Below are 22,653 nucleotides of genomic sequence, written 5' to 3' on the forward strand. Positions count from 1 at the left end.
AGAGACCGGTCAAACAACACCGAACCCGGGTGGGTCCGGTAAATAAATCAATCATAAATAGTCGGAATGGCTTGCCGTTTATGTTGGGTCCGTAAATAAATACCGATTAATTTTTCTTCTACCCCAGCATCAACCAATTTACCTTCTAAAAAGTCATCAATTTGATCGTAAGTTAAACCAAGCGCCACTTCATCTGGCAGCTGCGGGCGATCTTCCTCTAAATCAGCTGTTGGCGCTTTACCAATCAACTTCTCTGGCGCACCCAAGTAACTCGCCACTTGGCGAACCTGACGCTTATTTAAACCAAAGATAGGCGTTAAATCGCAGGCACCATCCCCATGCTTAGTGTAAAAACCGGTAATATTCTCAGCCGAGTGATCGGTACCAATCACCAATGCACCGGTTAGTCCCGCAATTTCATACTGAGCAATCATTCGCATCCGCGCCTTTACGTTGCCCTTAGCAAAATCGATCCCAGCTTGTTGCGGTAAGGCTAAACCCGCGTTCTGCAAACCTAACAGTGCGCTTGAGTGTGCCCCTTCGGTGCCATCTTTAATATTTGTGGTCACGATATAAGAGGGTTTAATAAAATCTAAAGCTAATTGCGCATCTGCTTCATCTTTCTGCTCTCCATAAGGGAGGCGCATCGCAATGAAACGATAGTCTTGAGTCGAGTGCTCTTGATTAAGCTGTTCTACAGCCAACTGAGCGAGCCGTCCGGTGGTCGTAGAATCAACACCACCACTAATACCTAAGATTAGGGTTTTTAAGTTCGCCTGTTGTAAACACTGTTTGATAAAGTCTATGCGACGTTTTACTTCAAACCCCGGGTCAATTTCAGGTAGAACCTTCATCTCCGCTAATATTGCTTGTTTCATCTCATCCCCCACAACAAATGTAATCCTCATCAGGCAATGTACTTGAGAGATAAAAAAAAACCAAGAGACAAGCTGATTTACATACAATTAATCACTAAACAGATTAATATAATTAGGGGCTGTTAATCTTTGGTGATGACTTTTACAGCTGTTTGTGACTCATTTAGGCAAGTCATGTGAAATATCGCTAGCGGTATAGCTCATAACAATACACTGCAGTAATGCACCACAAATACTGCCTAAACAATTTGACTAGAAGCGTTTTACCGTTGATTAGAGGTATCTACTTAGCACTCTAAGCGAGACACCTCTCGCCACGATAAAAATGCTTTTTTCTCAAAAAAGTAGCTCACAAAAGAACCGCCTCTAGCCATCTAAGGTATGCTATTGGTCAAACAACAGAGCCATTTGGCAAGGAAAGAGAATAACTTTAGTTTTTCTATTTGAGTGAGCAACCCAAAATGGGAATTTTAGCGCTAAAGATGCGCATTATTTTTTCAGATAAGTTGTCAAATATTCATCTAGAGTCTCTAGAATTTATTTTCCCTAGCTGTTGGATATAAATCAATTGGCGCCAAGGAGCGACAGCTTCTGATTGAATATTTCATTTTAAGGATAAAACTATGCTACGACGCACCAAAATTGTGACAACTTTAGGCCCAGCCACCGATAAAGACGACATTTTAGAACAACTGCTGCTCAGCGGCGCAAATATGGTGCGACTCAACTTTTCTCACGGCAGCGCCGACGACCATATCGCTCGCGCCAATAAGGTCAGAGAACTTGCAGCCAAACATAAACTACACGTGGCTATTTTGGGTGACCTACAAGGTCCCAAAATACGCGTATCCACCTTTAAAGAAGGTAAGGTTAAATTGCAAGTTGGGGATAGCTTTTTACTCGATAGTGATTTAGCAAAAGGCTTGGGAGATCAACAACAAGTTGGCCTCGATTATAAATACTTGCCTAAAGACGTGGCCCCTGGCGATACCCTGTTACTTGATGACGGTAGAATTCAATTGAGAGTCACCGCCGTAGAAGGCAATAAAGTCACCACCGAAGTGACCATTGGCGGATTTTTATCCAACAACAAAGGGATTAATAAACTCGGTGGTGGTTTATCTGCCGCAGCCTTAACCGATAAAGACAAAGCCGATATCCTCACCGCAGCCAAAATCAATGTCGACTATTTAGCTGTATCCTTCCCAAATAGCGGTGAAGATATGCACTATGCCAGACGTCTGACTCAACAAGCCGGACTCGCAACAAAACTAGTGGCAAAAGTTGAACGAGCAGAAACAGTTGCCACCGAAGAAGCGATGATCGATATCATTACCGCTTCCGACGCAGTGATGGTAGCTCGTGGCGATCTCGGTGTTGAAATTGGCGATGCCGAATTAGTGGGAGTGCAAAAGACTCTTATTCGTCTGACTCGAAAATACAATCGCGCGGTGATTACCGCAACTCAGATGATGGAATCAATGATTAGTGCGCCGATGCCAACTCGCGCTGAGGTCATGGATGTAGCCAACGCAGTATTGGACGGTACCGATGCGGTGATGTTATCCGGCGAAACAGCCGCTGGCCAGTACCCTGTGGAAACCGTCCAGGCCATGGCTTCGGTTTGCCTAGGTGCTGAAAAACAACGCAGCATTAACGTATCCAAATATCGAATCAATGAAACCTTTGAGAGTATTTCGGAAACAGTGGCGATGAGTACCATGTTTGCGGCCAATCACATGCAAGGTATGACCGCCATTATTGCACTCACCGAATCAGGCAGCACGCCTTTATTAATGTCTCGCCTCAGTAGTGGCTTACCCATTTTTTCTTTATCTCGCCACCAAGCAACCTTGAGTCGTTGCGCCTTATACCGAGGCGTATACCCGATTTACTTCGACGAAACCAACCACGATATCATCCAAGTATCACATAGCGCGATTAATTTGTTGAAACAACAAGGCTATTTGAATAAAGGTGATTTAGTGATTTTGACCCATGGTGATGTATTCGACCAAACCGGGCATACCAATACCAGTAAGATATTAAAAGTCGGTTAAGCGCTAAACATGAGCGCTTAGTTAGCTCGGTGTATACACCGAGCTAACTATCGAAAAATAATGACCAGAGCATTCAAACGAAGATCAATTTAAATCACTAAAGCAATACAGGATCACATCCGAAACAGCAAAAATACCCAATGTGTGCGTATCAATGAATATTAATTGTGGTTTAACTGCGGACTTGCTCGAGTACCTTCCACAGGACGATTCACAGATAGTTTGCGTCCCTTGGTGATCCCGGTTTGAAAATCTGGGGTAAGCTGACCCATTGAGGCCTTAATTTTCGCCTTAAAGGTTTCACGGTCTAACTTCTCAAACATCTCATCCAAGTAGTCATCCATATGTTCATTGCGTCCATCGCTTGTTAGATCGGGGAGTTTTTCTAAAGCCCCCTCCAACCAACCGGCAGTAAAAGAAGTAACCCGTCGTGCCACAGTGACATTATCGGTACCGGAACCGGCAAAGCTATTTCGAAATGAACCCACCTGTTGGTTCATTTCTCGATAAACAATATCAAATGCAAAGGCGGCAAATACGGCACGCTCGGCCATGCCAACAAATTCAGCTCTTTTTAAACCTTTATGATTAACCAGTACCGCTTCCACACCAAAACGTGAGTTAATACCACGAATAATGCGTAAGATATTTTCGTTTACATTGGCGGGTAACAAGGTTTGAGTAGAGGTTTTCCCCATTTGAATTAAATCAATATCGGCTTGCTCTAAGCCGTGTTTAAGCATTAAGCGATGCGCCATACGGATCGCTTGAGCAGCCTCATGAACATTAGAGGAGTTACCCAACTCTAAGCACTTTGCAATTTTTTCTAGGGCTCGTTGACGACTCACGAAATTGCTACAACCTCTGTTCAAAAATGAAGCGTCATTTTACTGGTTTTAGCCAAATTTTCCAGTAATACCGAGCCCAGAGCCAGCGCTTCGTTTAGAATTTAGACTCAATTTTCCACTTGAAACACCGAAAAGAAAACCCTCTGGCAATGCAATGGGTCACTTTCCAGTCGTGCCAGCGTCGAATACAGCTCGCTTTAGAAGCAAACGAGGCACTTATCCATTCGAATGTCCCTCACCACCATTGCCTGTAGAATAAACATGAACATCGCGCTGTGGGAAAGGGATCGAGATACCATCTTGATCGAAGCGCATTTTCACTTGTCGAGTAATATCCCAATAAACGTTCCAATAATCATCGGTTTTTACCCAAGGACGCACGATAAAATCTACCGAAGATTCATTTAAAATATGTAGTTTAACCATAGGAGCAGGTTCGGCTAACACCAATGGGTGCTTGGCTAATAATTCATTCAACACGGCTTCCGTTTTATCGATATCATCGCTATAGCCAATCCCAAAAACTAAATCAACGCGACGCAGTTTTTGTGCAGTTACATTTTTAATCACATCCCCCCAAATTTTACCATTTGGGATCACTAATGTTTGGTTATCGATGGTTAAAATAGTGGTCGAAACTAAATTCATACTTTTCACTTTGCCAAAGACGCCACCGCCCACTTCCACCATATCGCCCACATCATAGGGACGATAAATAAGAATCATCATCCCAGCGGCAAAATTACTCAAGGTATCTTGCAAGGCAAACCCAATAATGAAACCAGCGACACCTAACCCCGCTAAAACCGGTGCCAGTGATATACCAACTTGGGCCAAAGCAAATAAAATTCCAACAATAACCACGACCCGAGTCACCGAGGACACTATCATCTCTTTCATCAACGAAGATAACCGTAGCTTGGAAGAATCTAAACTTTTAATCAGTAACTTACGGGTTAAACGAGCAAGAGCACGAAATACAAAATAAATGAGTAACAACAAAAATATTTTGAAGATCCACTCTCCGCCGTGCTCAACAAAATACTCACTAAGTCGAACGACCCAACGTTTAGCAATACCGTTCAATACGTTGATATCCAACACATCGGTGGTGATTTGCCCACCTAATTTAAGCAATGTCTGTTGATAAAATCCGGTATTAAAACCAAGCTGAGTGAGTAATTCAACGGTTAATTTGAAGCTTAACCCTGCGACCGATAATTGCTCTTTGACCACGGCTAATTGGTCTTTTAGTGCTTGATCATCGGGAGTCAATTTAATAAATTGACTAAGCTCCCTGGTTTTATTTTCGAGTAAGCCAACCATCCCAGAAAATGATTCAGCCCGCAGATAAAGCAAATCGATCAGATGATGATTTTGATCCGTTACCTCAAAGCCAAGGGCTTGGAGATTATTAATTTGCTGTACCAAGGCCGAAAAAATCACATCAGATCGATTCAAGTAATCAATATATAACTGAAAAGACTTAATATTATCCGAAGGTTGTTGTGCGTAGGCTTTATTAAACAACTGCTGCTGTTGCTCGATCCGCTGAATTAAACTTTGATAATTATCGACGATAATTTGCTTAACTTGATGGTTTATAGCAGGTTCCGTCAAACCCAGAGCTTGTTGTTTAATTAAGTATTGGGTGAGCTGATTAATCGTTTCAAAGGAACTTAAATGACGCTCAACTAAACGATAATCGATGGCCGCTTGCTCGATAGCAGAGACCGTATTTCTATTGGCTTGTATCTTTTCAATCCGCTGCTGTTGACGCTGATATTTTTCCAACAATAGCTGCGCTTGGTCGCTACCGGAATCAGCCGCATGCAAGCAAAAAACAGCGCTCGAAAAAAATAGTAAAACCCACTTCATCAAACTCTGATACCACCGAACAAATTCCGTTTTCATCTCTGCCTCCTAAATAAACTACAAACAACTATAAAAAAAACAAGCCAACAACTCATAATTAAATTATGTTTTATGATCTAAAGGGGCCGCTTAATCCTAAATCATAAGCAACAATGAATAGGACATGGCTCGGTTTACAATCATGATTACGGATATCACAGAGCACTCAACTAAGGACAGTATATGAATATAGCGCGTTGGCTAAGTAAACTTTGGTTTGTGAGTTTAGTCAGTTTTCCGCTCAGTGCTGGAGAATGGACCTTCAAAACTGGAGCGTTTTGGTCACAAACAGACTCATCAGTCACAACTAAAAGCTTCGATAACCAAGATATTACCTTAGATTTTGAAGATAGTTTACAGCTAGAAAAACATCTGTTGTTACCCTTTTTCGAGCTGGGTTACAAATTTAATCAACGCCACCACGTCTACGCCGATTGGCGTCGTTTACATCGAAGCGCATCGAGCAAAACCAATTTTGGGTTTACCTTACCGAATCATCCCGATTCTGGCGTAATCGCTGGCGCAAATCTAAATACCCGGATGGATATTGATATTCTGAGTGCTGGTTATGGCTATTCATTTTATCAAAATGCTAAAACTGAAATTGGTGGCTCACTTGGTTTGCATGTGATGTTTATTGAAATGGGCTTTAGCGGCGATATCTCAGCTTGTGTCAATAATGCAGGGAATATTATTTGTAATTCAACCGCGACCAAAGGTGAAGTGGTTGATGAATCGGCCACCGCACCGCTACCTGATATCGGCTTATGGACCCATTATCAATTAACCGACGATTGGACACTGAATGCTCATAGTCAATTTTTTTATCTAAAAATTGACCAAGTGAAGGGTTATCTAGCCGATCTGAATGCCTCCATTAGTTACCAGATCAATCCCAATTGGGATATAGAGTTAGGCTATAACTACTACATTGTTGAAGCAGAGTGGGATGAAATCCAACTTAAATATAATTTTCAAGGGCCGATGGTAAACTTCGCTTATCGATTCTAGCCCATCACTTATAGGCTACCAACGGGCTGGTAGCCTATAAGTTCACTTGCTTCAAATCAGTTCAGCAATCCCATATTGTTTACCATAGTGTTCAATGACAAAGTCGATGTCTTTATCACCACGACCCGATAGGTTAATTAAGATACGACCATTAAGCCCCTGTTTAGCGAGCTTAATCGCATGTGCAACCGCATGCGCCGATTCTATCGCTGGAATAATGCCTTCTAATCGCGATAGTTCAAAAAACGCATCAATCGCTTCTTGATCGCTCACAACCCCATACTGAACTCGGCCTAAATCTTTTAAATAGGCATGCTGAGGTCCCACCGAAGGATAATCTAAACCACTGGCGACCGAATACACCTGTTGCGGTTCCCCTTGCTCATCCTTCAGCATATAGGAATGGAATCCATGCATGGTCCCCGGCTCCCCTTTGGTTAAAGTGGCAGCGTGTTCACCCACTTGTTCCAAACTTCGTCCTGCAGGCTCACAACCATGCATCGCCACCGCTTGATCCTCCAAAAAGGCACTAAATAAACCCATTGCATTAGAACCACCGCCAATACAAGCGACTAAGTGATCGGGCAATTCACCTGTCATCTCTTGAAACTGCTGACGCGCCTCAATACCAATAATCGATTGAAAGTCTCTCACCATCATTGGAAAAGGATGCGGCCCAACCACCGAGCCGATGGCATACAATTGACTATGAGGATCGGCCATATAAGCCTCAAATGCGCTGTCTACAGCCTCCTTAAGGGTTTTACGACCATGAGTGGCGGGAATCACATTGGCGCCGAGAATTCGCATTCTCACCACGTTAGGATGCTCTTTGGCAATATCCACTTCCCCCATATGAATATCACATTCAAGACCAAGCAACGCGGCAGCTGTGGCCAGTGCAACCCCATGTTGGCCAGCACCAGTTTCGGCGATCACTTTACTCTTGCCCATTTTTTTCGCTAGCAGCACCTCACCCAAGCAATGGTTAATCTTGTGAGCACCGGTGTGATTTAGATCTTCGCGTTTGAGATAAATCTCACAACCATAAGCCTTAGACAAATTTTCCGCATGAAAAATGGGACTAGGCCGACCCACATAGTGTTGGTAAAGACGGGTTAGTTCCGCAATAAAACTCGGATCTTGGCGGATCGCATGATAAGACTTGGTAATGTCGTCCATGACCCGTTGTAGCTCCGGAGGAATAAAGCTCCCGCCGTATTCTCCAAAATAGCCTTGTGGGTTTGGCAAAGCGTGCTCAAATTGATTTTGCATTATAAATTCCGATTAGAAAAAGCTTAGTTATACCGAATCTTATCAAGGAAATATGTGCGCTAGTTAGAGCTTCGATCGATAGCTTTCTTGAATAAATAGAGACTAAAACATAAAAAGCGACCTTAGGTCGCTTTTTTATAATAACATCAGTAAAGTCAGGCTTTTTTCACTGGCCGCTGCCAACCAGAAATAGTTCGTTGTTTGGTTCGAGAAAGAGCCAGCATTTCAGCATCTACATTACAGGTAATGGTTGAACCTGCACCAATGGTGGCATTTTTACCCACCGTAACCGGTGCAACTAACTGGGTATCACTGCCAATGAAGGCACCATCTTCAATAATTGTTTGAAACTTATTCACGCCATCATAATTACAGGTAATTGTCCCTGCACCAATATTCACACCAGCGCCAACAATAGTATCCCCAAGATAAGTTAAATGCCCAGCCTTGGAACCTTGACCTAAGGTTGATTTTTTCATTTCAACAAAATTACCAACATGCGCATCTTGTTTTAATTTTGCACCAGGACGTAGCCGCGCAAATGGTCCCGCCGAAGCATCTTCGGCAAGGCTCGCTTGCTCAATAATACTGTTGGCTTTAATGGTGACGTTATCACCGATTTCACAATCAATTAAAATACAATTTGACTCAATGGTGACATTGTTCCCCAGGCTCACTTTACCCTTGATAATCACATTAATATCGATGAAGCAATCATGACCCATGCTCAATTCACCCCGCAAATCAAATCGATTGGCATCGGCCAAACTAAGACCTTCAGCCAATAAACGCTCCGCTTGAGCAAACTGATAAGCCCGCTCTAAACGATTCAGCTGTACCCGATCATTTACCCCTTGAACTTCAACTTCAGAGTCTGGTTGTACCGCTTGTACCAAATGTCCTTCTTGAGTCGCCATTTCGATAATATCAGTCACATAGTACTCACCTTGCGCATTATCATTACTCAATTGCGCTAACCAACGATTAAAGTCATCGCTATTAGCAACTAACACACCAGTGTTCACCTCAGTAATATCCAGCTGCTCTGGGCTGGCATCTTTATGTTCAACAATCGCGGCAACACTTCCATTTTGCCGAACAATTCGACCATAGCCAGTAGGGTCGGCAAGATCCACCGTTAATAAGCCAATTCCGCCTTTTGGCAGAGCTTCAATTAAACGTTGGATGGTTTGTTGGCTAATCAGCGGAGTATCACCATATAACATCACCACCGCCTGGTTGGCGGCAAAATGCGGCGCTGCCTGCTGCATCGCATGACCAGTTCCTAACTGTTCTGCCTGCTCCACCCAATTTAGCTGAGGATCTTGGATCTGCTGTTGAATCAACTCACCACCATGACCATAGATTAAATGAATCGTTTGCGGCTCTAGTTGTTTAGCGGTATCAATAACATGTTGTACCATTGGTTTATCAGCAAGTTTATGCAAAACCTTAGGCAAGCTTGAGCGCATCCGTGTGCCTTTTCCTGCGGCTAATATCACTACACTAAAATTCATCATCTATCCTTCATAACGGTAAGCTTTGCTCAATTTAAACGAGTCTTTTCAAAAGTAGTGTAAGCCAAACCACTTTACTTTGGAATTCACCCTTGATATTGCATCTTTAAAATACAAAAAAGGCGCTCAATGAGCGCCTTTTTATACTTAAACTAAACTATCTAACGTTTTTACCGAGAATTTCGATAACCCGTAATTGCGCCATTGCTTTGGCTAATTCAACCTGCGCTTTGGCAAAATCGATATCGCTGCTAGGATTGCTAATGCTTTCCTCTGCCGCGTGTTTAGCTTGTTGGGCCTTGGCTTTATCGAGTTCGCTGCCTCGAATCGCGGTATCAGCTAAGACGATCACGTTTCCTGGTTGTACTTCCAAAAAACCACCCGAGATATAAATGACCTCTTCGTGTCCGTGCTGTTTTACCATGCGAACCATACCAGGCTTAATTGGAGTCAGTAATGGGGCGTGACCAAACATCACCCCTAACTCACCCTCTTCACCGGTTACTCGTAAGTGTTCGACGCGACCAGAAAAAATTTTCTTTTCCGCGCTTACCACATCCAAGTGAACTGTCATCGCTGCCATTTTAGCCTCCTGTTACGCCAATTGGCGATGCTTACATATTTTTGGCGCGCTCAAGCACGTCATCAATATCGCCAGCATACAAGAACGCTTGCTCTGGGATATCATCGTAATCGCCAGCCAATAGGCCTTTAAAGCTACGAATCGTATCTTTAAGCGGAATAAGCTTACCCGGGTTACCGGTAAATACTTCGGCTACGTGATAATCTTGCGTTAAGAATTTTTCAATTTTACGCGCTCGAGCTACGGTCTGTTTGTCTTCTTCAGACAATTCGTCCATACCTAGAATTGCAATAATATCTTTTAATTCTTTATAGCGTTGCAGTACACCTTGCACGCCACGAGCAACTTCATAGTGCTCTTGACCAACCACTAAAGGATCTAACTGACGAGAGTTTGAATCCAATGGGTCAATCGCAGGGTACAGACCCATGGCCGCAATGCTACGGTTGAGTGTCACCGTTGCATCCAAGTGAGCAAAGGTGGTAGCAGGCGATGGATCGGTCAAGTCATCCGCAGGTACATAAACCGCTTGGATCGAAGTAATCGAACCAGTCTTGGTTGATGTAATACGCTCTTGAAGAACACCCATTTCTTCCGCCAAAGTAGGCTGATAACCTACCGCAGAAGGCATACGACCCAGCAATGCAGATACTTCGGTACCGGCTAGGGTATAACGGTAAATGTTGTCAATAAACAACAGTACGTCTTTCCCTTCGTCACGGAACTTCTCAGCCATCGTTAGACCAGTTAACGCAACCCGTAGGCGGTTTCCTGGTGGCTCGTTCATCTGACCATAAACCATGGCTACTTTATCAAGTACCCCGGCTTCTTCCATCTCGTAGTAGAAGTCATTACCTTCACGAGTCCGCTCACCAACACCAGCAAACACAGATAAACCTGAGTGTGCTTTAGCAATGTTGTTGATTAACTCCATCATGTTTACGGTTTTACCGACACCGGCACCGCCAAACAGACCAATTTTACCACCCTTAGCGAATGGACAAATTAAGTCGATAACTTTTACGCCGGTTTCTAATAATTCATTAGAACTTGACTGCTCTTCGTAACTAGGAGCAGCTCGGTGAATTCTGTAGCGCTCTTCTGTCGCAACTTCACCTTTACCGTCGATGGTATGACCAAGAACGTTCATAATACGACCTAAGGTGGCTTCACCTACAGGTACTTTAATCGCGTCACCAGTATCAACCACTTCTAGGCCGCGGCGAATACCTTCCGATGCACCCATACAGATACAACGTACTACGCCACCACCAATTTGCTGTTGAACTTCAAGGACTAAGTCTTCACCTTGAACTTCTAGAGCATTGTATACCTTCGGTACACTGTCATGTGGAAATTCAACGTCCACAACAGCGCCAATTACTTGGACGATGTTACCGTTACTCATGTTGATTCCTCTAAATATTGTGCTTATGCCTTGCCTTAAACGGCTGCAGCCCCCGCAGAAATTTCAGTCAATTCTTGAGTAATTGCTGCTTGACGTTCTTTGTTGTAAATCAACTGTAGTTCGTCAATCAGGTTACCCGAGTTATCGGTTGCCGCTTTCATTGCAACCATTCGTGCAGCTTGTTCACAGGCGAGGTTTTCAACCACCGCTTGATAAACTTGAGACTCGATATAACGAACCAACAAACCGTCGAGAATTTCTTCGGCGCCTGGCTCATATAAATAGTCCCAACTGCGAGACGCAATTTCTGGGTCATCTGCTTTAGGCAGCGGCAATAATTGGTCAATTTTGGGCTCTTGCACCATGGTATTAACAAACTTGTTATATACCACATAGATGCGATCTAACTTACCTTCGTTGTAAGCTTCAAGCATCACTTGTACGGTACCGACCAACTCATCGACAGTTGGGTGATCGCCCAAACCTGAGTTTTGAGCCAATACATTCCCACCATGGCTGTTAAAGAAAGAAGTTGCTTTACCGCCAATAACGGCCAAATCAGCACTCACACCTTTCTCTTTCCACTGCTTAATCTCAGTAACGGCATTCTTAAACAAGTTAATGTTTAAGCCGCCACAAAGACCACGGTCTGTAGACACCACGATATAACCAACACGTTTGGTTTCTCTTTCTATAACATAAGGATGTTTATATTCGAGTTTACCTAACGCGATATGACCAATAACTTTGCGCATAGCTACTGCGTAAGGTCGGCTACCTCGCATGCTGTCTTGAGAACGACGCATTTTACTAGCAGCAACCATTTCCATCGCTTTGGTAATTTTTTGAGTGTTTTTAACACTGGCAATCTTACCTTTAATTTCTTTAGCGCCGGCCATATCTATTCGCTCCTATTCGTCAGCTTAGATTACCAAGTTTGAGTCGATTTAAAGCTTTCAATTAATGACTTAATTGAAGCATCGATTTCATCGTTGTAATCGCCTTTCTGGTTAATAGACGCCAATAGATCGGCATATTCATTGTTGGCATAAGCTAACAATGCGCCTTCAAAATCAACAATCTTATTGATTTCAATATCAGCCAAGAAACCTTTCTCTGCAGCATATAAACCTAAGGCTTGCTCAGCAACAGTCAATGGGCTGAATTGCTTCTGCTTCATTAACTCAGTTACTTTCTGACCATGGTCTAACTGCTTACGCGTTGCATCATCTAAATCAGATGCAAACTGAGCAAAGGCTGCTAGTTCACGATACTGTGCAAGCGCAGTACGAATACCACCTGACAGTTTCTTGATAATCTTAGTTTGTGCTGCACCACCCACACGAGATACCGAAATACCAGGATCAACCGCCGGACGAGTACCAGAGTTGAATAGCTGGCCAGTCAAGAAGATTTGTCCATCGGTAATCGAAATTACGTTGGTTGGTACGAAGGCTGATACGTCACCGGCCTGAGTTTCAATAATCGGCAAAGCCGTTAACGAACCCGATTGACCTTTCACTTCACCTTTAGTGAACTCTTCCACATATTTTTCATTAACCTGAGCTGCGCGCTCTAGCAAACGAGAGTGTAGATAGAATACATCACCAGGATAAGCTTCACGGCCAGGTGGACGACGCAATAACAATGAAATTTGACGATAAGCAACCGCTTGTTTCGACAAATCATCATAGATGATCAAAGCATCTTCACCGCGATCTCGGTAGTATTCACCCATTGCACAACCTGCATAAGGTGCTAGGTATTGTAATGCAGCTGAATCAGACGCTGAGGCTGCAACAATGGTAGTGTATTCCATGGCGCCAAACTCTTCTAACTTACGCACAACGTTAGAGATAGTTGAAGCTTTTTGACCAATCGCCACATAAACACATTTAATACCGGAGTGTTTTTGGTTAATGATGGCATCAACCGCAATTGCCGTTTTACCAATTTGACGGTCACCAATGATCAATTCACGTTGACCACGACCAATTGGGATCATTGAATCAATCGCTTTAATACCAGTTTGAACTGGTTTATCGACCGACTTACGTTCCATCACCCCAGGTGCAATCACTTCGATAGGTGAGAATCCATCATGTTCGACAGGTCCTTTACCATCAATTGGTTCACCTAGTGTATTCAGGACTCGTCCTTGTAGGCCACGACCTACAGGTACTTCCAAAATACGACCAGAACTTTTAACTTTGTCACCTTCTGCTAAATCAGCATAAGGCCCCATCACAACCGCACCTACAGAGTCACGCTCTAGGTTTAATGCGATGGCATAACGACTACCAGGAAGCTCAATCATTTCGCCTTGCATTACATCAGCAAGACCATTAATACGAATAATACCGTCACTAACAGATACGATAGTACCTTCGTTACGAGCTTCACTGACAACTTCGAACTGTTCAATACGTTGCTTGATCAGATCGCTTATTTCAGTGGAATTCAGTTGCATGCTCTATTCCCCAATTACGCTTGTAGTGTATTAGATAGTTTTGCCAATTGCCCTTTTACGGAGCCATCAATCACCAGATCACCAGCTTGAATATACAAGCCAGCCAACAGTGAGGCATCGACACTACAGTTAAGCTTCACTTTGCGCGACAAGCGCTGCTCTAAGGAAGCACTAATTTGCGCTTGCTGCGCGGCATCTAACTCAGAAGCAGAAACAACCTCGGCGGTTATCTCTTTAGCCAATTCGGCTTTATATCCTAAGAACAGCGCTAACACAGCAGGCAACGCCTGTAAACGGCCATTTTGTGCCATTAACTTCAAGAAGTTAAGGCCATGCTCATCAAGCTGCCCAGCACAAACAGTGGTAAATAAATCTACCAAGGTCTCTACCGATTGCCTTTTTAACTGAACAGATACATGTTCATTCACCGCCACTTCGGCGACAAAAGCTAACATATTCGTCCACTCTTCTAAGGCTTTATGCTCAATGGCAAAATCAAACGCAGCTTTAGCGTAGGGACGAGCAATGGTGGTTAAATCAGCCATAAGCTCTACCTTTTATCCCTTTATTTCAGCTCAGCGACTAGTTTGTCAACAATCTGCTTGCTAACTTCTTTGTCGATAGAATGCTGAATAATTTTTTCAGCACCAGCGATGGCTAAAGCAGCCACTTGCGCACGTAATTCTTCACGAGCACGATTGCGTTCAGCTTCAACTTCAGCGTTTCCATGAGCGATAATTTTCTCACGCTCAACGTTAGCCAACTCTTTTGCTTCGTCGATAATTTGAACTTTACGTTTGTTAGCTCTGTCGATAATACCTGCGGCCTCAACCTTTGCTTCTTTCATTTGTTCAGAAGCATTAGCTTGCGCTAATTTAAGATCTTTACCCGCACGATCAGCATCAGCTAATCCATCCGCAATTTTCTTCTGACGAGCTTCAATCGCATCAATTAATGGCGGCCATACGTATTTAACGCAAAACCAACAAAAAAATGCGAATGCGATCGCTTGTCCAAGTAATGTTGCATTGATATTCACAACGACACCTCCCTAAGTTAAGGAATCGAAGGATTAACCCAATAAGCCAATAAACGGGTTAGCGAAAACGAAGAATAGCGCGATACCTACACCAATCATTGCGATCGCATCAAGAAGACCGGCAACAATAAACATTTTGGTTTGTAGGGTAGACGCTAGCTCAGGTTGACGAGCCGCTGCTTCAAGGAATTTACCACCAAGCAGACCAAAACCAATCGCAGTACCCAAAGCACCTAAACCGATTAGTAGTGCAGCCGCTATAGCAGTTAAACCAACAACAGTTTCCATAATTATCTCCAATATATATGTGTTAGGTAGTTCTAATTTAATTAATTAATGATCTTCATGAGCCAAAGCTAAGTAAACAATGGTTAGCATCATGAAAATAAACGCTTGAAGCACAATGATCAAAATATGGAATATTGCCCATGGAACTGACAAAGCCCACTGAGCCCAAAATGGAACAAGGGCGGCAATAATAATAAAGATCAATTCACCCGCATACAGGTTACCGAACAAACGCAGCGCCAGCGAAAATGGCTTAGCCAACAAAGTGACCGATTCCAATAAAAAGTTAAAAGGAATAAAAGCCCAGTGATTAAATGGTTGTAAAGTAAGTTCTTTTACAAATCCACTCACACCTTTCACTTTAATACTGTAAAAAAGTATCAATACAAACACTACCAAGGCCATGCCAAGAGTAATGTTTAAATCAGTAGTGGGTACAATTTTAGAGTATGGTATGCCTGCTTGAGCGGCGGCTTGAGGAAGAAAATCAACAGGGATTAAGTCCATCAGGTTCATGAGGAAAACCCAAACGAAGATGGTTAAACCAATTGGCGCAATGACTTTATCGCTACGATGAAAAGCATCTCGTACCGAGCCATCAACAAATTCCACGAGAATTTCGATAAAACATTGAAACTTTCCGGGAACGCCAGATGTTGCTTTTTGTCCCGTTCTATAAAAAACAAATAAGAACAGAACCCCCAAGACAACTGATATTAGGAGTGAATCAACGTTAAATGTCCAGAACCCTGCTTCATGACACCCATGGTTAAACGCGAGGCCACCAGTTTCGGCCACGCACATTTGTGCATTAGTCAGGTGATGCTGGATATAACCTGTAACAGATTCAGCAGCCATTTATCATCCTATTTTTCTTAGTCAAAAAAATAGAGGCGGTCCATTGCGTTAAACTACTGAGAACAAAACCGAGCAGTAGAGCGAGGGGCTCCACCTTAAGCAGGGTAAAGACCAGTACAAACAATATGGCAATAAGAGATAGTTTTACGACTTCCCCTAGATAAAAACTTGTTACTACTTGTTTTTGCTTAGTTGCACCGACAAACCGAAACGCCATCAGCGTAAATAAGCTATTGGGTAGTAAGAAGATTATACCTCCGAGTAACACAGAAATAGCAATATCCTTATTAAAAAAGAAACCACTGTTTAGCGTTAGTAATACGACAAAACTCGTCTGAAAAATAACATAATAAAGCGCCTTGCGACGAATTGCAGATGTTAAAGAACCAGACATTCTCGACCTCTACTAGTGTTTTACGTTAAACCTAAAGCCCAGACTAGGGCGAATAGGCTTGCTAAAAAGCCTAATGATTATACGTTGAAAGTCTGGTTTTGCAATCAGAAGCCGCGTTCAATTCACTAATTCGTAACAGCTTATATAAACAAAATATGGTTATTGTTAATTTTTATGTTACAAACCAGATAGTTTGGTCAGCTAAAGGTGAAATATAGTGTTTTAAATATGCAACATAGGTAACCAAGATCAAAGACTTGTGGCACAAATTAGTTTATAAAAACTAAAGTGTTTCATCCGAGTCGATGAAAAGCCCCAAAATAGCATCTAACTCATCTAAGCTAGCATAGTCGATCACTAGTTTTCCTTGGCCTTTTTTATTTTGCTGGATCTTTACCCCTGCCCCCAAACGCTCACTAATTCGTTGTTCTAAAAGACTAATATCGGGATCGACCTTAGCAGGTGCCTTTGGTTCTTTGGGATTGAGAACCGCCTTCACTAATTTTTCTGTATCACGAACTGTTAAACCTTTAGCAGCAACACTACGCGCGGTTTCAGCCTGAACTTCTCCCGTTAAGGCTAATAGCGCACGAGCATGGCCCATTTCTATATCGCCATGCTCTAACAGAATTTTCACATCGGCATCGAGACTATTTAAACGTAATAAATTGGTCACTGTGGTACGAGATTTACCAACCGCATCAGCCACTTGTTGATGAGTCAGTTCAAACTCATTCATTAAACGGTCTAAGGCCACCGCTTCTTCCATAGCATTCAGATCTTCACGTTGAATATTTTCAATTAAGGAAATAGCAACCGCGTTTTCATCACTCACATTTTTAATTAAACATGGAACTTCATGTAAATGAATTTGTTGCGAGGCTCGCCAGCGGCGCTCACCGGCGATAATTTCAAACTGATTGTCACCGACTGCACGAACTACAATCGGTTGAATCACCCCTTGCGCTTCGATGGAATGCGCTAATTCTTCCAGGGCTTCCGCTGACATATCTTTACGAGGTTGATATTTACCTGGCCGCAACAATTCGATGGGTAAACGACGTAAATCACCACGATTATCATCGACAGTTTGTTGGTTAGTATCGGCTTTCGTATCTTCTTCAACCTGACGTTGACGAGCATTATTACTGGTACTTAGTAATAAATCTAAACCTTTACCTAAACCGCGTTTTCTCGCTGACATGTCTTTATCCATACTCATTAATCCAGGGCCATCGTTTGTGCTTCTTCTTCATGGCGACGAATAATCTCTCCGGCCAATGCAAGGTAAGCCTTAGAACCACTTGATGTTTTATCATAATACATGGCTGGTTTACCAAAGCTAGGCGCTTCGGCTAAACGTACGTTTCGAGGGATCACTGTACGGTAAACTTTTTTACCAAAATGTTGTTTAAGCTGATCACTAACATCAGAACCTAAGCGATTACGTGGATCAAACATGGTACGTAGAATACCTTCTACTTTTAAATCAGGATTCACTACCGAGGCCAACTTACTGATAGTGTCAACCAGGGCAGTTAAACCTTCTAATGCGTAATATTCGCATTGCATTGGGACTAATACTGAATCAGCAGCTGCCATTGCATTCACGGTGAGCATGTTTAATGAAGGCGGACAATCGATAAAAATATAGTCGTAATAATCACGCACAGGAGCTAATGCATTACGTAAACGGACTTCCCGGGCAAAAAATTCCATGAGTTTAATTTCAGTGGCGGTCACATCTGAATTAGCGGCAATTAAATCGAAAAAACCACTGGTTTCTTTAATTACGACCTGTTCGATCGGCTCTTCGTCAATCAACAATTCATAGGCTGTTTTTGGTGCATCATATTTATCAACACCGCTGCCCATGGTTGCATTGCCTTGTGGGTCAAGGTCGATTAACAATACTTTACGTTTAGTGGCTGCCATTGAGGCTGCTAAATTCACGCTAGTGGTTGTTTTCCCTACGCCACCTTTTTGGTTGGCTACCGCAATCACTCTACCCACAATATTTTCGCCTAAGAATTGGTTTTATCAATAATAACTAGATGTCGCTGACCTTCAAGTTCGGGAACCGTTAAACTTTCAATACGGTGTAAATGGCAACCTTCAGGTAAACTTTCTAGCTCTTGTTCGGGCACTAAGCCCTTTAAGGCATAGAATTTACCATTATTTGCAGGTAAGTGAGAACACCAGTTCAACATATCGTGCAAAGAAGCAAAGGCTCTGCTTATTACACCATCAAATTCTAGGTTTTGTTGATAATTTTCGACTCGGCTTTGCACCGCAGTCACATTTTTTAGCTTCAGTAAATGGCATACCTGACGAATAAAGGTGATTCGCTTACCTAAACTGTCGAGTAAAACAAACTGCTTATCTGGATTAATGATTGCTAAGGGTAAGCCAGGTAATCCCGGACCGGTCCCTACATCAATAAAGCGTTTCCCCTGTAAGTGAGGACTAACCACTAAACTATCTAAGATGTGTTTAACTAACATTTCCATGGGATCTCTCACTGAAGTGAGATTATAAGCTTTATTCCACTTATCAAGTTGTTCAACCAAACAGACCAATTGTTCTATTTGTAATTCTGTCAGTTGTAACTGAGTTTGGGCCAATAGGCCTACAAGACGTGATTTTAGCACCCGATCATCCTAAGCCGACTTACGCGCTAAGTCGTGTTTTTTCAAATAAACTAATAATAACGAAACCGCCGCCGGTGTAACCCCCGAAATTCGCGCTGCTTTGCCAATGGTTTCAGGTCGTGCATTGGTCAATTTAGCAACAACTTCATTGGATAGCCCACTAATTTTTGAAAAATCGAGATCGAGCGGTAAAAGCGTATTTTCGTGTTTTTGGGTTTTCTTAATTTCTTCAAGTTGACGCTTGATGTATCCCGCATACTTGATTTGAATTTCTACTTGCTCGGCCGCATCTTGTTGGGCTAAACCGGGACCAAAACCTTCAATCCCCATTAATTTCTCATAACTGAGTTCAGGGCGACGGATCAATTCTTCTAAAGAATGTTCACGAGTAATCGGATTTTTCAATAAAGGGTTTAATTGATCTAATTGGATTGAATTGGTGTGTACCCAAGTATCTTTTAATCGTTGGCGTTCTAATTCAACGGCTTCCATTTTGATATTAAATAACTGCCAACGATGTTCATCAACCAAGCCGAGTTGATGGCCCTGTTCGGTTAAACGTACATCTGCATTATCTTCGCGCAATAATAAACGATATTCGGCTCGGCTGGTAAACATCCGGTAAGGTTCTTTGGTGCCTAAAGTTGCTAAGTCGTCAATTAGTACGCCCATATAAGCTTGATCGCGACGTGGCGCCCAACTATCTAAACCTTGAGCAAATAACGCAGCATTTGCGCCAGCAATTAAGCCTTGCGCACCAGCTTCTTCATAACCAGTTGTCCCATTAATTTGACCAGCAAAGAATAATCCTTTTAAGTATTTGTTTTCTAAGCTTTGTTTTAAATCTCGAGGATCAAAAAAGTCATATTCAATGGCGTATCCTGGACGGGTGATATGGGCATTTTCTAAACCTTTCATTGAATGAACTAAATCAACCTGTATATCGAAGGGTAAGCTGGTTGAGATCCCATTAGGATAAACTTCATGGGTTGTTAGCCCTTCTGGTTCAATAAAGATCTGATGAGAACTTTTATCGGCAAAACGAGTTACTTTATCTTCAATTGAAGGACAGTAACGTGGCCCTACACCTTCAATTACGCCGGTAAACATTGGGCTACGGTCAAGACCACCACGGATAATGTCATGCGTTGCTTGATTGGTATGGGTGATATAACAAGGGATCTGTTGCGGATGATCGCTGGCTTGACCAATGAACGAAAATACCGGCGTCGGATTATCACCTGGTTGAGGCTGCATGACCGAGAAGTCAATGCTACGAGCGTCAATACGAGGAGGGGTGCCGGTTTTTAGACGATCGACTCGGAGAGGTAATTCACGTAAGCGTTGTGCTAGTGCAATCGATGGTGGATCGCCTGCACGACCACCGGAGTGATGATTTAGGCCGATGTGGATCATACCACCTAAAAAAGTACCTACGGTTAACACGACACTGCGAGCACGTAAGCGCAATCCCATTTGGGTAACAACACCAACCACTTGATCGTTTTCTACGATCAAATCATCACAAGCTTGTTGGAAGATCGTCAGATTTTTTTGGTTTTCTAAGCGATGTCGGATCGCGGCTCGATAAAGCATTCGATCGGCTTGAGCACGAGTCGCTCGAACTGCTGGTCCTTTGGAAGAATTAAGTGTTCTAAATTGGATCCCGGCTAAATCGCTTGCTTGAGCCATTAAACCACCCAAGGCATCTATTTCTTTCACTAGATGGCCTTTACCAATCCCCCCAATAGCGGGATTACAAGACATTTGACCCAGAGTTTCAATGTTGTGAGTAAGTAATAAAGTGTTTTGTCCCATACGGGCTGCAGCTGCAGCAGCTTCGGTACCAGCATGACCACCACCGATTACTATTACGTCGTATTGTTGTTTATAGAACATTTCTTAATACCTCAAACCTGCCAGATCCCCAAAGGGTGCAGCATTTTACTGGTTAAGCGTCGATAAGGGAATGCTTAGATCAGAATTAGATCTATAAGGGATCTCTATAAATATATATATAAGATCTTTCTTTAAAGATCTTTTATTAGATCTACTATTAGGATCACCTTGATCTGTAGATAAGTCATTTTTTATGAATTGGATCATTCACTTAGATCAGATCAGATCTTGTTAGCAGAACCCGATCTAAACAGGGGACAAGCTGGGATCTAAAATGCTAGTTATCCACAAATAAAATCATTCAAAAGTTATCCATAGGAATCAGTGTAGTTAATTAAGAGCTAATCACTATGCTTATCCACAGGAAATAATTTTAGATCAGTTCGTTTTTCCAGCAGTTTAGCCACTCAACAGCGGGTTCTTCAGGCACAGGATCGACATCGACATCGATTTCTAAGCGATCTTTTAAGCGTTTTGCGCCTAATTTTTCCAGTTGTTGATCAAGTTTTTTTCCCGCTCCACAAAAGGTATCGTAACTACGACTGCCGATCGCGATAACAGCATAGCTAATTTCGGAAAGATCTGGCTGTTGTTCGAGTAAATATTGATAAAAGGGTTGTAAATTGTCTGGAATATCGCCAGCACCATGAGTCGAGCTACAAATAAGCCACAGCGCGTGAGGCTTTAATTCAGAAAACTCTGCATTTAGATGGATGATGACCTTATGTTGTTCACTTAATAAGGCTTCTAATTCATCGGCGACGTATTCAGCTGAACCTAAGGTTGATCCCACGATTATTTCTATATCCATTTTACATCCTGTTTATCCACAACGGTTTGGCTATTGTAACTTGATCTTTGGTTGATTAACTAGTTGCGGATTAGTTGTGAGTGAGTTGTTGATAGTTTTTATCACTTTAAAGTTATTGAACATTAGAAATAAGCGCTATAAGGGATGATCCCTTTTATTGTTTGTGGGTAAGTATTATTCACAATTTAGTGATCCTTACTTTTTATACTGTTTTAAGGAAGGTATTTGGGTGACAAATGCGGATGTTGATCTTTTAGAAAAGTGATAACAGATACCAATAGCATGCTGCATTACTCGCATCATTACGCTTTATGCTTTAGCTTTATTAAGTGGGGTCGAATGAAAGGAGGGTAAATGATCTATTCAACGACGGAAACCATTCCTGGCCGTGAAATTGAGGTCATACTTGGTATTGTTACGGGCAATGTAGTGCAGGCTAAACATATTGGTCGCGATATCATGGCGGGCCTTAAAAGTATTGTTGGAGGAGAAATTAAGGGCTATACCGAGATGCTGAGTGAAGCGCGAGACTTAGCTGTACAACGCTTAGTGGCAAGCGCTCAGCAAAAAGACGCAGATGCAGTGGTGGGGATCCGTTTTACTACGAGCGCTATCATGGATGGTTCTTCAGAAATCATGGTATTTGGTACGGCGGTGAAACTTAAGGCTGAATAGTTCGCTTGTTGGTCGTGAGTATCGATGATTTATTTGGATATAAAAATAGAGCGCCATTGGCGCTCTTTACATCA

22 protein-coding genes are annotated in these 22,653 nt (G+C 42.6%); 3 read left to right on the forward strand and 19 right to left on the reverse strand.

Annotated features, from left to right (window positions below; translation table 11 throughout):
• Positions 1-47: 47 nt before the first annotated feature.
• Positions 48-878 carry an ammonia-dependent NAD(+) synthetase gene (nadE, locus tag ACRRSY_RS22720; protein WP_432455292.1) on the reverse strand — a complete coding sequence of 277 codons (831 nt, stop codon included), beginning with the start codon at positions 876-878 and terminating at the stop codon, positions 48-50.
• Positions 879-1,501: 623 nt separating this feature from the next.
• Here nadE and pyk point away from each other — a divergent pair.
• On the forward strand, positions 1,502-2,938 hold the full coding sequence (pyk, locus tag ACRRSY_RS22725; protein ID WP_432460537.1) for a pyruvate kinase: 1,437 nt from the start codon (positions 1,502-1,504) through the stop codon (positions 2,936-2,938).
• A 161-nt stretch (positions 2,939-3,099) separates the two neighbouring features.
• On the opposite strand, the gene ACRRSY_RS22730 is transcribed toward pyk, so the two are convergent.
• Positions 3,100-3,786, reverse strand: a complete 687-nt coding sequence (locus ACRRSY_RS22730; protein ID WP_432455290.1) for a DUF2786 domain-containing protein — start codon at positions 3,784-3,786, stop codon at positions 3,100-3,102.
• Positions 3,787-4,002: 216 nt separating this feature from the next.
• Positions 4,003-5,700, reverse strand: coding sequence for a mechanosensitive ion channel domain-containing protein (locus tag ACRRSY_RS22735; RefSeq protein ID WP_432464086.1), 1,698 nt, complete (start codon positions 5,698-5,700; stop codon positions 4,003-4,005).
• Between the two features lie 183 nt (positions 5,701-5,883).
• Between ACRRSY_RS22735 and ACRRSY_RS22740 the strand changes: the two genes are divergently transcribed.
• Complete coding sequence (locus ACRRSY_RS22740; protein WP_432464087.1) at positions 5,884-6,711, forward strand: hypothetical protein; 828 nt, start codon at positions 5,884-5,886, stop codon at positions 6,709-6,711.
• 51 nt (positions 6,712-6,762) lie between these two features.
• On the opposite strand, the gene trpB is transcribed toward ACRRSY_RS22740, so the two are convergent.
• From trpB to mioC, 16 genes are all read right to left on the reverse strand, one after another.
• A complete protein-coding gene (trpB, locus tag ACRRSY_RS22745) occupies positions 6,763-7,986 on the reverse strand; it encodes a tryptophan synthase subunit beta (RefSeq protein WP_432464088.1) in 1,224 nt (407 codons plus the stop codon).
• 155 nt (positions 7,987-8,141) lie between these two features.
• On the reverse strand, positions 8,142-9,503 hold the full coding sequence (glmU, locus tag ACRRSY_RS22750) for a bifunctional UDP-N-acetylglucosamine diphosphorylase/glucosamine-1-phosphate N-acetyltransferase GlmU (protein WP_432464699.1): 1,362 nt from the start codon (positions 9,501-9,503) through the stop codon (positions 8,142-8,144).
• A gap of 157 nt (positions 9,504-9,660) precedes the next feature.
• A complete protein-coding gene (locus ACRRSY_RS22755; protein WP_432455286.1) occupies positions 9,661-10,086 on the reverse strand; it encodes a F0F1 ATP synthase subunit epsilon in 426 nt (141 codons plus the stop codon).
• Between the two features lie 31 nt (positions 10,087-10,117).
• Positions 10,118-11,494 carry a F0F1 ATP synthase subunit beta gene (gene atpD, locus ACRRSY_RS22760; protein ID WP_432455285.1) on the reverse strand — a complete coding sequence of 459 codons (1,377 nt, stop codon included), beginning with the start codon at positions 11,492-11,494 and terminating at the stop codon, positions 10,118-10,120.
• A 35-nt stretch (positions 11,495-11,529) separates the two neighbouring features.
• Entirely contained in the window at positions 11,530-12,393 is an 864-nt protein-coding gene (gene atpG / locus ACRRSY_RS22765) for a F0F1 ATP synthase subunit gamma (protein ID WP_432455284.1), read from the reverse strand.
• A 29-nt stretch (positions 12,394-12,422) separates the two neighbouring features.
• Entirely contained in the window at positions 12,423-13,964 is a 1,542-nt protein-coding gene (gene atpA / locus ACRRSY_RS22770) for a F0F1 ATP synthase subunit alpha (RefSeq protein WP_432455283.1), read from the reverse strand.
• A 14-nt stretch (positions 13,965-13,978) separates the two neighbouring features.
• Complete coding sequence (gene atpH, locus ACRRSY_RS22775; RefSeq protein WP_432455282.1) at positions 13,979-14,509, reverse strand: F0F1 ATP synthase subunit delta; 531 nt, start codon at positions 14,507-14,509, stop codon at positions 13,979-13,981.
• A gap of 20 nt (positions 14,510-14,529) precedes the next feature.
• Positions 14,530-15,003 (reverse strand): F0F1 ATP synthase subunit B, encoded by a 474-nt coding sequence (gene atpF, locus ACRRSY_RS22780; protein WP_432455281.1) that lies wholly within the window; start codon positions 15,001-15,003, stop codon positions 14,530-14,532.
• 33 nt (positions 15,004-15,036) lie between these two features.
• Entirely contained in the window at positions 15,037-15,291 is a 255-nt protein-coding gene (atpE, locus tag ACRRSY_RS22785) for a F0F1 ATP synthase subunit C (RefSeq protein ID WP_432455280.1), read from the reverse strand.
• A gap of 45 nt (positions 15,292-15,336) precedes the next feature.
• Positions 15,337-16,149: a F0F1 ATP synthase subunit A gene (gene atpB / locus ACRRSY_RS22790; protein WP_432455279.1), complete on the reverse strand. Its 813-nt coding sequence runs from the start codon at positions 16,147-16,149 to the stop codon at positions 15,337-15,339.
• Positions 16,139-16,543, reverse strand: coding sequence for an ATP synthase subunit I (locus ACRRSY_RS22795; RefSeq protein ID WP_432455278.1), 405 nt, complete (start codon positions 16,541-16,543; stop codon positions 16,139-16,141). Before ACRRSY_RS22795 ends, atpB begins: the two co-directional genes overlap by 11 nt.
• 283 nt (positions 16,544-16,826) lie before the next feature.
• Positions 16,827-17,747 (reverse strand): ParB/RepB/Spo0J family partition protein, encoded by a 921-nt coding sequence (locus tag ACRRSY_RS22800; protein ID WP_432455277.1) that lies wholly within the window; start codon positions 17,745-17,747, stop codon positions 16,827-16,829.
• 17 nt (positions 17,748-17,764) lie between these two features.
• Positions 17,765-18,556: a ParA family protein gene (locus ACRRSY_RS22805; RefSeq protein WP_432455276.1), complete on the reverse strand. Its 792-nt coding sequence runs from the start codon at positions 18,554-18,556 to the stop codon at positions 17,765-17,767.
• Positions 18,557-18,567: 11 nt separating this feature from the next.
• Positions 18,568-19,194, reverse strand: coding sequence for a 16S rRNA (guanine(527)-N(7))-methyltransferase RsmG (rsmG, locus tag ACRRSY_RS22810; protein WP_432455275.1), 627 nt, complete (start codon positions 19,192-19,194; stop codon positions 18,568-18,570).
• A gap of 9 nt (positions 19,195-19,203) precedes the next feature.
• Positions 19,204-21,093 carry a tRNA uridine-5-carboxymethylaminomethyl(34) synthesis enzyme MnmG gene (mnmG, locus tag ACRRSY_RS22815; protein WP_432455274.1) on the reverse strand — a complete coding sequence of 630 codons (1,890 nt, stop codon included), beginning with the start codon at positions 21,091-21,093 and terminating at the stop codon, positions 19,204-19,206.
• 373 nt (positions 21,094-21,466) lie between these two features.
• The gene (mioC, locus tag ACRRSY_RS22820; protein WP_432464089.1) at positions 21,467-21,904 is read right to left on the reverse strand and encodes an FMN-binding protein MioC; all 438 of its coding nucleotides are present in this window, start codon (positions 21,902-21,904) and stop codon (positions 21,467-21,469) included.
• 354 nt (positions 21,905-22,258) lie between these two features.
• Between mioC and ACRRSY_RS22825 the strand changes: the two genes are divergently transcribed.
• Positions 22,259-22,579, forward strand: a complete 321-nt coding sequence (locus ACRRSY_RS22825; RefSeq protein WP_432455272.1) for a heavy metal-binding domain-containing protein — start codon at positions 22,259-22,261, stop codon at positions 22,577-22,579.
• Positions 22,580-22,653 lie beyond the last annotated feature (74 nt).

Source organism: Agarivorans sp. QJM3NY_33 (genome assembly GCF_050870865.2).
In the GTDB taxonomy this organism is placed as follows: domain Bacteria; phylum Pseudomonadota; class Gammaproteobacteria; order Enterobacterales; family Celerinatantimonadaceae; genus Agarivorans.

What these genes read in the sequence shown, in the direction of transcription:
- ACRRSY_RS22800 (WP_432455277.1), bottom strand. Translation starts at nt 17,747, where the DNA reads ATGTCAGCGAGAAAACGCGGTTTAGGTAAAGGTTTAGATTTATTACTA.
- nadE (WP_432455292.1), bottom strand. Translation starts at nt 878, where the DNA reads ATGAAACAAGCAATATTAGCGGAGATGAAGGTTCTACCTGAAATTGAC.
- atpG (WP_432455284.1), bottom strand. Translation starts at nt 12,393, where the DNA reads ATGGCCGGCGCTAAAGAAATTAAAGGTAAGATTGCCAGTGTTAAAAAC.
- trpB (WP_432464088.1), bottom strand. Translation starts at nt 7,986, where the DNA reads ATGCAAAATCAATTTGAGCACGCTTTGCCAAACCCACAAGGCTATTTT.
- pyk (WP_432460537.1), top strand. Translation starts at nt 1,502, where the DNA reads ATGCTACGACGCACCAAAATTGTGACAACTTTAGGCCCAGCCACCGAT.
- ACRRSY_RS22795 (WP_432455278.1), bottom strand. Translation starts at nt 16,543, where the DNA reads ATGTCTGGTTCTTTAACATCTGCAATTCGTCGCAAGGCGCTTTATTAT.
- atpB (WP_432455279.1), bottom strand. Translation starts at nt 16,149, where the DNA reads ATGGCTGCTGAATCTGTTACAGGTTATATCCAGCATCACCTGACTAAT.
- mnmG (WP_432455274.1), bottom strand. Translation starts at nt 21,093, where the DNA reads ATGTTCTATAAACAACAATACGACGTAATAGTAATCGGTGGTGGTCAT.
- ACRRSY_RS22825 (WP_432455272.1), top strand. Translation starts at nt 22,259, where the DNA reads ATGATCTATTCAACGACGGAAACCATTCCTGGCCGTGAAATTGAGGTC.
- ACRRSY_RS22740 (WP_432464087.1), top strand. Translation starts at nt 5,884, where the DNA reads ATGAATATAGCGCGTTGGCTAAGTAAACTTTGGTTTGTGAGTTTAGTC.
- ACRRSY_RS22755 (WP_432455286.1), bottom strand. Translation starts at nt 10,086, where the DNA reads ATGGCAGCGATGACAGTTCACTTGGATGTGGTAAGCGCGGAAAAGAAA.
- atpE (WP_432455280.1), bottom strand. Translation starts at nt 15,291, where the DNA reads ATGGAAACTGTTGTTGGTTTAACTGCTATAGCGGCTGCACTACTAATC.
- atpD (WP_432455285.1), bottom strand. Translation starts at nt 11,494, where the DNA reads ATGAGTAACGGTAACATCGTCCAAGTAATTGGCGCTGTTGTGGACGTT.
- mioC (WP_432464089.1), bottom strand. Translation starts at nt 21,904, where the DNA reads ATGGATATAGAAATAATCGTGGGATCAACCTTAGGTTCAGCTGAATAC.
- atpH (WP_432455282.1), bottom strand. Translation starts at nt 14,509, where the DNA reads ATGGCTGATTTAACCACCATTGCTCGTCCCTACGCTAAAGCTGCGTTT.
- atpA (WP_432455283.1), bottom strand. Translation starts at nt 13,964, where the DNA reads ATGCAACTGAATTCCACTGAAATAAGCGATCTGATCAAGCAACGTATT.
- glmU (WP_432464699.1), bottom strand. Translation starts at nt 9,503, where the DNA reads ATGAATTTTAGTGTAGTGATATTAGCCGCAGGAAAAGGCACACGGATG.
- ACRRSY_RS22735 (WP_432464086.1), bottom strand. Translation starts at nt 5,700, where the DNA reads ATGAAAACGGAATTTGTTCGGTGGTATCAGAGTTTGATGAAGTGGGTT.